This window comes from Falsiroseomonas oryziterrae, assembly GCF_021864505.1.
Taxonomy (GTDB): domain Bacteria; phylum Pseudomonadota; class Alphaproteobacteria; order Acetobacterales; family Acetobacteraceae; genus Falsiroseomonas; species Falsiroseomonas oryziterrae.
Map to the genome: position 1 here is coordinate 1 of NZ_JAKJIB010000184.1, position 7,776 is coordinate 7,776.

Below are 7,776 nucleotides of genomic sequence, written 5' to 3' on the forward strand. Positions count from 1 at the left end.
GCCGCCGGTGCGGCCGGAGCCGAAGCGGCCGGCCGGGCGCGGGCCGCGGAAGCCGCGGTCGCGCTCGCGATCCTCGCCGCGGCGGGCCAGGATGGCGGACGGGCCTTCCTCCAGCTCCTCGACGCGGATGGTCAGCGTGCGCAGCACGTCCTCGTGCAGGCCGAGCTGGCGCTCGGCTTCCTGCAGGGCGGCCGGCGGCGCGTTCACGCCGAGCAGCATGTAATGCGCCTTGCGGTTCTTCTTGATGCGGTAGGCAAGTCCGCGCAGGCCCCAGTATTCGCGCTTGCGCACCTCGCCGCCGCCGGCCTTGAGCGTCTGCTCGACCTGGTCGGCGATGGTCTCGACCTGCTGTTGCGTGACGTCGTTGCGTGCGATCAGCACGCATTCGTAGAGCGGCATCCTGTCTCCCCTCTGGCTGGCTCAGCCCCAGGCCCGACGGGTGTCGCGGCGCTGTCCTGCGGCGGTCCGGCCCCGTGCCGGGCGCGCGCGCAAGCGGGCATAGCCGGGACCGATGCCTCGGGTCCCGGCAGGGAAGGCGCGCGTAAAGCACGGGAGGGGCGGCGGGGGCAAGCGCGGAGTCGCCGCAACGGCGGTCGACGCTTGCATGTCGCGCTCGAAAAGGACAATATTCCTTTCCGTGCCGGAGGACGCGCCGCGTGTCACCCCGCGTTGCCCAGGTCCACCTCGCCGGCCGGCCCCGCCGGGCCGCTCGGCGGCGGGGACACGTCGGCGGCCTCCTCCGGCCGCACGTCGCCGCTGCGCGCCACCCGCCAGCCCTCCGCCTCATGCGCCGCCACGAGTTCGTCGTGCCGGTCCGTGCCATGGGTGGCCAGCACCACGCCGCCGGCATCGAGCACCTCGGTCCCGGCGTCGCCGGTCTGGATGGTCAGGCTGGATTTGTCCGAAACCATCAGGGTCCGCCTCATCGCCGCCTCCCGCCTGTCCGAGCCGACAACGCGCTATCGGCCCGTCCCGCTCCCCGCCCGCCGATCCCCCTCTCCCGCCCAGTGTCGTCCCCTCCCCCGCGAGGCGGGGGTCGAACGCCAGGGGCGTTCGAGGGGTGGGGGTGGGTCCACCTTCGCGACCTCCGAAGACCCGAGCTTTTTGTCCGAAACCCACATCCCGCGCCGTCCCCTTGACGCCCGCCCGTCCCCCGCCCTACCGGGCGCGACCTTTCGGCACGGATCACGCACCCGTCATGGCGCTCGCCTTCACCTTCCCCGGTCAGGGATCCCAGGCCCCCGGCATGGGCCGCGACCTCGCCGCCGCCTTCCCCGCCGCCCGCGAGGTCTTCGAGGAGGTGGACGAGACGCTGAAGCAGAAGCTCAGCCAGCTCATGTTCGAGGGCCCGGCCGAGGAGCTGACGCTCACCGCCAACGCCCAGCCCGCGCTGATGGCCGTCTCCCTCGCCGTGCTGCGCGTGCTGGAGAAGGAGGGCGGCTTCCAGCTGAAGGACCGCGTCGCCCTCGTCGCCGGCCACAGCCTCGGCGAATACGCAGCCCTCGCCGCCGCCGGGACCTTCGACGTCCCGACCGCGGCCCGCCTGCTGCGCCTGCGCGGCGAGGCGATGCAGAAGGCGACGCCGCCCGGCACCGGCGCCATGGCCGCCCTGCTCGGCGCCGAGCTCGAGCAGGCGCAGGCGATCTGCGCCGCCGCCGCCGAGGATCCGGCGACGGGCAGGCGCGAGGTGGTCGAGGTCGCGAACGACAATGGCGGCGGCCAGGTCGTCGTCTCGGGGGCGACCGCCGCGGTGGACCGCGCCATCGAGAAGGCCAAGGAAGCCGGCATCAAGCGGGCGATGAAGCTGCCCGTCTCCGCACCCTTCCACTCCGCGCTGATGGCGCCGGCCGCGGATGCGATGGCCGAGGCGCTGGAGAAGGCGACGATGCGCGCCCCCGTCGTGCCGGTGGTCGCCAACGTCACCGCCGCGAAGGCGACCGACCCGGCCGAGATCCGCGACCTGCTGGTGAAGCAGGTCACGGGGACGGTGCGCTGGCGCGAATGCATCCAGGCGATGGGGGCGATGGGCTGCGACCGCTTCGTCGAGATCGGCTCGGGCAAGGTGCTGACCGGGCTGATGAAGCGCCTGATGCCGGAGGCGAAGGCGGAAGCCGTCGGCACGCCCGCCGACATCGAAGCCTTCCTGAAGTCGCTTTGAGCGTCGCGCTCGCCCTCACCGATGCGCCGGATGCGGCGGACCAGGGCGCGATCCGCGCGGGGCTGATCGCCGCCAACGAGGCCGCGACCGGCCTGCCGCTCGACATCCGCCCGCTTGCGGTCACCTGCCGCGACGCGGCTGGCGCCATCATCGGCGGGCTGGTCGGGCGGACCGCCTGGCGCTGGCTCTACATCGACCAACTCCTGGTGCCGGACGCGCTGCGCGGCACCGGCCTCGGCAGCCGCATGCTGGCGATGGCGGAGGCGGAGGCGCGCGCGCGCGGCTGCATCGGCGCGCGGCTCGAGACCTATTCCTTCCAGGCCCGCCCCTTCTACGAGCGGCACGGCTATGCGGTCGCCGGCGCGATCGCGGACTGCCCGCCGGGCCACACCCGCTACACCATGTTCAAGCGCCTCGATCAGGCGCAGGGAGAGGCGTGATGTTCGATCTCACCGGCAAGGTCGCCTTCGTCACCGGCACCCGCGTAGCTGGCCCTTCGGCCAGCGAAGCCAAGTAAGGGAGGTCGCGCCATGTTCGACCTGACAGGCAAGGTCGCCCTCGTCACCGGCGCGACCGGCGGCATCGGGGAGGCGATCGCGACGGCGCTGCACGCGCAGGGCGCGACCGTCGCGCTCACCGGCCGGCGCGAGGCGGAACTCGCCCGCGTGGCCGAGGCGCTCGGCGGCGCGCGCGTCCTCGTGGCGCCCGCCGACCTCGCCGACCCGGCTGCGCCGGCGGCGCTGGTCGAGAAGGTGGAAGCCGAGGGCGGCTCGCTCGACATCCTGGTGAACAACGCCGGCTTCACGCGCGACATGCTCGCGCTGCGCATGGGCGACGCCGACTGGAACGCGGTGCTCGAGGTCGACCTGACCGCGCCCTTCCGCCTGGCGCGCGCCGCGCTGCGCGGGATGATGAAGAAGCGCTTCGGCCGCATCGTCTCCATCGCCTCGATCGTCGGCGTCACCGGCAATGCCGGCCAAGCGAACTACGCCGCGGCGAAGGCGGGCCTGATCGGGATGTCGAAGTCGCTGGCGCAGGAGGTGGCGACCCGCGGCGTGACGGTGAATGTCGTGGCCCCCGGCTTCGTGAAGACGGCGATGACCGATGCCTTGCCCGAGGCCGCGCGCACCGCGCTGCTCTCGCGCATCCCGACGCAGCGCATGGGCGCGCCGGAGGACGTGGCGGCGGCGGTGGCCTATCTCGCCTCGAACGAGGCCGGCTGGGTCACCGGCCAGACCCTGCACGTCAATGGCGGGATGGCGATGATCTGAGGCGGGCCGGCCGGGCGCGCCGCCGCGCCCGGGCCGCCGCGGCGTCAGCGCAGCCCGAGGAAGCTCAGGATGGCGATGACGATCACGATCAGCCCGACGATGTAGATGATGTTGTTCATGGCGCGCTCCCGTTCATGACGGCGCGTCAACGGGCGGGCTCCGCGCCGGTTGCGGGCGGTCCCGTCAAACGCACGCCACCCGCCGCCCCCCGGCCCGAGTCGGGGGGCCGGGGGGCGGCACGGCACACGGCCCGCAAGGCGGGAAATCCGCCCCCCGCTTGCGCCCGCGACCCTGCTAGGCCAAGTGACGCTTCCGTGTTAGAGGCGCGCCGCCCCGGGATATCCCGGCGCCGCGCCTCCCGGCACGCCCCGTCGAGACATCGGCCCCACTTCCACGACCCGCGAGGCGGGTCGCACGACCGCAGCAGGAGAGACCCCGGTCCATGAGCGACACCGCGGAGAAGGTGAAGAAGATCGTCGTCGAGCACCTCGGCGTGGACGAGGCCAAGGTGACGCCTGAGGCCTCCTTCATCGACGACCTGGGCGCCGACAGCCTCGACACCGTCGAGCTGGTGATGGCGTTCGAAGAGGCCTTCGGCGTCGAGATCCCGGACGACGCGGCCGAGAAGATCACGACCGTCAAGGACGCGATCGCCTACATCGACGAGAAGAAGGCGGCTTGATCCGGCGTGCATGAACGCTCCGCGTTCATGCCCCTCAGACGCCGGGCGCCGCGCCTCCGCGCGGCTTGGCTTCGCGGCATGCCGCGGGCCGCATTCGCGGCCTCGGCCCGCTCCGCGGGCCGCCAGCACCGATGACGAGGCGGGATTGCAGCAGGAACAGGGAACCTAGGCTGTGTTCGGTCACCTTTCGGCGCCGCGTCGCGTCGTCGTCACGGGCATGGGCATCGCCTGCCCGCTCGGGCTCGGCATCGAGCACGTCTGGAAGCGCCTGACCGCCGGCGAGTCCGGCATCGGCGCGATCCAGTCCTTCGACACCAGTGCCCTGCCGTCCAAGATCGCCGGCCAGGTCCCGCAGGGGCCGAAGGCCGAGGGGAAGCTCGACGTCGCCGAGTGGATCCCGGTCAAGGACGTCAAGAAGATGGACCGCTTCATACAACTCGCGCTCGTCGCGGCTGAGGAAGCGGTGCAGGACGCCGGCTGGATGCCCGAGGCCGAGGAGGACCGCATCCGCACCGGCGTGATGATCGGCTCCGGCATCGGCGGCCTGCCGACCATCTACGAGGCCTCGGTCCTCATCAAGGAAGGGAAGATCCGGCGGCTCTCGCCCTTCTTCATCCCCTCCGCGCTGATCAACCTGGCCTCCGGCCACGTCTCGATCCGCTACGGCTTCAAGGGCCCGAACCACTCCGTCGTCACCGCCTGCGCCACCGGCGTGCATGCGCTGGGCGACGCGGCGCGGCTGATCGCGCTCGGCGACGCCGACGTGATGGTGGCCGGCGGCGCCGAGGCGGCCGTCAGCGAGATCGGCATGGCCGGCTTCTGCGCCTCCCGCGCGCTGTCCACCGCCTTCAACGACACGCCCACCAAGGGCTCCCGCCCCTGGGACAAGGACCGCGACGGCTTCGTCATGGGCGAGGGCGCGGGCGTGCTGGTGCTCGAGGAGTACGAGCACGCGAAGAAGCGCGGCGCGAAGATCTACGCCGAGGTCGTCGGCTACGGCATGTCGGGCGACGCGCACCACATCACAGCACCGAGCGAGGATGGCGACGGCGCCTTCCGGTCCATGCGCGCCGCGCTGGCCAGCGCGGGCGTGACGCCGGACCAGGTGCAGTACGTCAACGCGCACGGCACCTCGACGCCGATGGGCGACGATCTCGAGCTCGGCGCTGTGGAACGCCTCTGGGGCGACGCGGCGAAGGGCCTGGCGATGTCCTCCACCAAGTCGGCGGTCGGCCACCTGCTGGGCGCGGCCGGCGCGGTCGAGGGCATCTTCTCGGTGCTCGCCATCCGCGACGGCATCGCGCCGCCGACCCTCAACCTCGACGAGCCCTCGAAGGAGAGCCCGATCGACCGCGTCGCGAAGGTCGCGCAGGAGCGGAAGATCGAGGTCGCGCTGTCGAACAGCTTCGGCTTCGGCGGCACCAACGCGAGCATCGTCTTCCGCAAGGCCGCCTGACCCTTCCGTGAACGAGGACGGGCGCCCCTTGCCGGATGCGCCCGCCTCCCCAAACACCGGCGGCATGCGGCGTCGCGTCAAGGCCATCCTGATCCTGCTCGCCCTGCTCGCGGTCACCGCGGGCGGCGGCTGGTGGTATGCCCGTGCGACCTATGCCGCACCCGGCCCGCTGGCCGAGCCGGCACAGGTCGTCGTGCCGCGCGGCGGCGCAACCGCCATCGCGGAAGCGCTGGCCGAGCGCGGCGTGATCCGCGACCCGCGCGCCTTCCTCGCCGCCGTCTATCTCACCCGCGGCCAGGGACCGCTGCGCGCCGCGGAATACGTGTTCCCCGCCGGCGCAAGCCTGCGCGAGGTGCTGACGGTGCTGCGCCAGGGCCGGCCCGTGCAGCGCCGGCTGACCATCCCGGAAGGCCTCACCGCGCGGCAGATCGCAGCCCTGCTCGAGCGCACCGAGGGCCTGTTCGGCGAGACGCCCGCCTTCGACGAGGGCGCACTGCTGCCCGAGACCTATGCCTTCCAATGGGGCGACACGCGCGCCGCCATGGTGCGCCGCGCCGACCAGGCGATGGACGCGGCACTCGCGGAGATCTGGGCGAACCGCGCGCCGAACCTGCCCATCGCCACCCCGCGCGAGGCGCTGATCCTGGCGAGCATCATCGAGCGCGAGACGGGCAAGGCGGATGAGCGCGCGCGGGTCGCCGGCGTCTTCATCAACCGCCTGCGCCGCAACATGCCGCTGCAATCGGACCCGACGGCGGCCTATGCCGCCGCCGATGGTGGCGTGCTGGAGCGGCCGCTGACGCGCGCCGACCTGGAGCGCGACCACCCCTTCAACACCTATCGCATCCGCGGCCTGCCGCCCGGCCCGATCGCGAGCCCGGGCCGCGACTCGCTGATCGCGGCGACTCGGCCCGAGGCGACCGACTTCCTGTTCTTCGTCGCCGACGGCACGGGGGGTCATGCGTTCGCGCGCACGCTTGACGAGCACAACCGCAACGTCGCCCGCTGGCGCGAGATCGAGCGGCAGAGGAACGCCAACAACAACCGATGAGGACGGGCGCTTGCCCTTCTCCCTCCCCCGCATGCGGGGGAGGGAGATGACGCAGACCCTCTCCGGTCCCGCCCTCTGGTGGCGCCTGCTCGTCATCGGCGGGCTCTGGGGCGCGTCCTTCCCGCTGCTGCGGATGGTGGCGCCGGAACTGCCGCCGCTGGTGCTCGCCGCGCTGCGCGGCGGTGCCGCAGCGCTCGCGGTCTTCGCCTTCCTCGCCGCCACGCGCGCGCTGCACGGCCCGCTGCAATTGCGGCACTGGCTCGTCCTCGGCTCCACCAACGGGTGGGTGCCGAACGTGCTGACGGCCATCGCCCTGAACCGGATCGAGGCCGCCCCGGCCGCACTGATCCATGCCGCGACGCCGCTGCTCGTGGCGCTCCTCTCGGTGCCGCTGCTGCGGGAGGAACGGCCCGGTCCGCGCAGCGTCGCCGGCCTGCTGATCGGCTTCGCCGGGATCGGCGTGCTGCTCGGCCCCGCCGCCTTCACCGGCAGCGCGAGCTTCACGGGCGGGCTGCTGATCCTGCTCTCGGGCGTGTCCTACGCGCTCGGCACGGTCTACGCGCGGCGGGTGCGGCCGGCCGCACCCGCGCAATTGGCACTCGGCCAGCAGGTCGTCTCGGGCGGCGTCGCGGGGACGCTCGCGCTGCCCTTCGGCGCGGGCGCGGCGCTCGACGCGCCGGCCTGGGTCTTTGGCGTGGTCGCGATCCTCGGCGTCTTCGCCTCGGCGCTGCCGCTCACGATGTTCCTCTCGCTGCTGGCGCGTGCGCGCGCGACGGATGCGGCGATGGTCGGCTACCTGCAGCCGCCCTTCGCCGCCGCCCTCGGCGCCGTCATGCTGGGCGAGGTCCCCTCGGTCCTGGTGCTGGTCGGCGGCGCGATCGTGCTGGCCGGCGTCTGGCTCGGCACCACCGCGCCGCGGCGCTGAGCGGCTACTCCGGCCGGATGCCGCCGATCCGCGCCGTCTCGATCCAGCCCGCCATGTCGCGCGCCAGGAAGTCGCGGAAGCCCTCGGGCGAGAGCGCGGGCGTCTCGCCGCCGCCGGTCGCCACGCGCTCGGCGAAGCGCGGCGTGCGCGTCGCCGCCGTGATCGCCTCGTGCAGCGCGGCGACGACGGGTGCGGGCATGCCGGCCGGGCCGAGCACGCCGAACCAAGCGACG

At 73.2% G+C, this 7,776-nt stretch carries 9 protein-coding genes and 1 pseudogene; 7 read left to right on the top strand and 3 right to left on the bottom strand.

The features are described 5' to 3' along the window. Positions 1–399: 30S ribosomal protein S6 (gene rpsF / locus L2I40_RS14605; RefSeq protein ID WP_237215827.1), on the bottom strand; the 399-nt coding region annotated here is incomplete at its 3' end. A gap of 260 nt (positions 400–659) precedes the next feature. Continuing rightward, complete coding sequence (locus L2I40_RS14610) at positions 660–926, bottom strand: hypothetical protein (protein WP_237215829.1); 267 nt, start codon at positions 924–926, stop codon at positions 660–662. Positions 927–1,198: 272 nt separating this feature from the next. Here L2I40_RS14610 and fabD point away from each other — a divergent pair, with 272 nt between their 5' ends. From fabD to L2I40_RS14645, 7 genes are all read left to right on the top strand, one after another. After that, positions 1,199–2,158, top strand: coding sequence for an ACP S-malonyltransferase (gene fabD / locus L2I40_RS14615; RefSeq protein WP_237215831.1), 960 nt, complete (start codon positions 1,199–1,201; stop codon positions 2,156–2,158). Beyond that, complete coding sequence (locus L2I40_RS14620; protein ID WP_237215833.1) at positions 2,155–2,598, top strand: GNAT family N-acetyltransferase; 444 nt, start codon at positions 2,155–2,157, stop codon at positions 2,596–2,598. The genes fabD and L2I40_RS14620 overlap by 4 nt, the downstream gene beginning before the upstream one ends. Positions 2,599–2,688: 90 nt before the next feature. Further along, positions 2,689–3,429 (top strand): 3-oxoacyl-[acyl-carrier-protein] reductase, encoded by a 741-nt coding sequence (gene fabG, locus L2I40_RS14625; protein WP_237215835.1) that lies wholly within the window; start codon positions 2,689–2,691, stop codon positions 3,427–3,429. Positions 3,430–3,871: 442 nt separating this feature from the next. Beyond that, positions 3,872–4,111: an acyl carrier protein gene (locus tag L2I40_RS14630; protein ID WP_237215841.1), complete on the top strand. Its 240-nt coding sequence runs from the start codon at positions 3,872–3,874 to the stop codon at positions 4,109–4,111. Positions 4,112–4,283: 172 nt separating this feature from the next. Beyond that, a complete protein-coding gene (gene fabF / locus L2I40_RS14635; RefSeq protein WP_272910967.1) occupies positions 4,284–5,567 on the top strand; it encodes a beta-ketoacyl-ACP synthase II in 1,284 nt (427 codons plus the stop codon). Between the two features lie 64 nt (positions 5,568–5,631). Then, complete coding sequence (gene mltG, locus L2I40_RS14640; RefSeq protein WP_237215842.1) at positions 5,632–6,618, top strand: endolytic transglycosylase MltG; 987 nt, start codon at positions 5,632–5,634, stop codon at positions 6,616–6,618. A 46-nt stretch (positions 6,619–6,664) separates the two neighbouring features. Continuing rightward, the gene (locus L2I40_RS14645) at positions 6,665–7,543 is read left to right on the top strand and encodes a DMT family transporter (protein ID WP_237215843.1); all 879 of its coding nucleotides are present in this window, start codon (positions 6,665–6,667) and stop codon (positions 7,541–7,543) included. Between the two features lie 4 nt (positions 7,544–7,547). On the opposite strand, the pseudogene L2I40_RS14650 reads toward L2I40_RS14645, so the two are convergent. Continuing rightward, positions 7,548–7,776: pseudogene (locus L2I40_RS14650) on the bottom strand (Bug family tripartite tricarboxylate transporter substrate binding protein); the annotation flags it as partial.

Excerpts from the sequence above, each read along its gene's own strand:
- L2I40_RS14610 (WP_237215829.1), bottom strand. The coding sequence starts at position 926 with ATGAGGCGGACCCTGATGGTTTCGGACAAATCCAGCCTGACCATCCAG.
- fabG (WP_237215835.1), top strand. The coding sequence starts at position 2,689 with ATGTTCGACCTGACAGGCAAGGTCGCCCTCGTCACCGGCGCGACCGGC.
- fabD (WP_237215831.1), top strand. The coding sequence starts at position 1,199 with ATGGCGCTCGCCTTCACCTTCCCCGGTCAGGGATCCCAGGCCCCCGGC.
- L2I40_RS14630 (WP_237215841.1), top strand. The coding sequence starts at position 3,872 with ATGAGCGACACCGCGGAGAAGGTGAAGAAGATCGTCGTCGAGCACCTC.
- mltG (WP_237215842.1), top strand. The coding sequence starts at position 5,632 with ATGCGGCGTCGCGTCAAGGCCATCCTGATCCTGCTCGCCCTGCTCGCG.
- L2I40_RS14645 (WP_237215843.1), top strand. The coding sequence starts at position 6,665 with ATGACGCAGACCCTCTCCGGTCCCGCCCTCTGGTGGCGCCTGCTCGTC.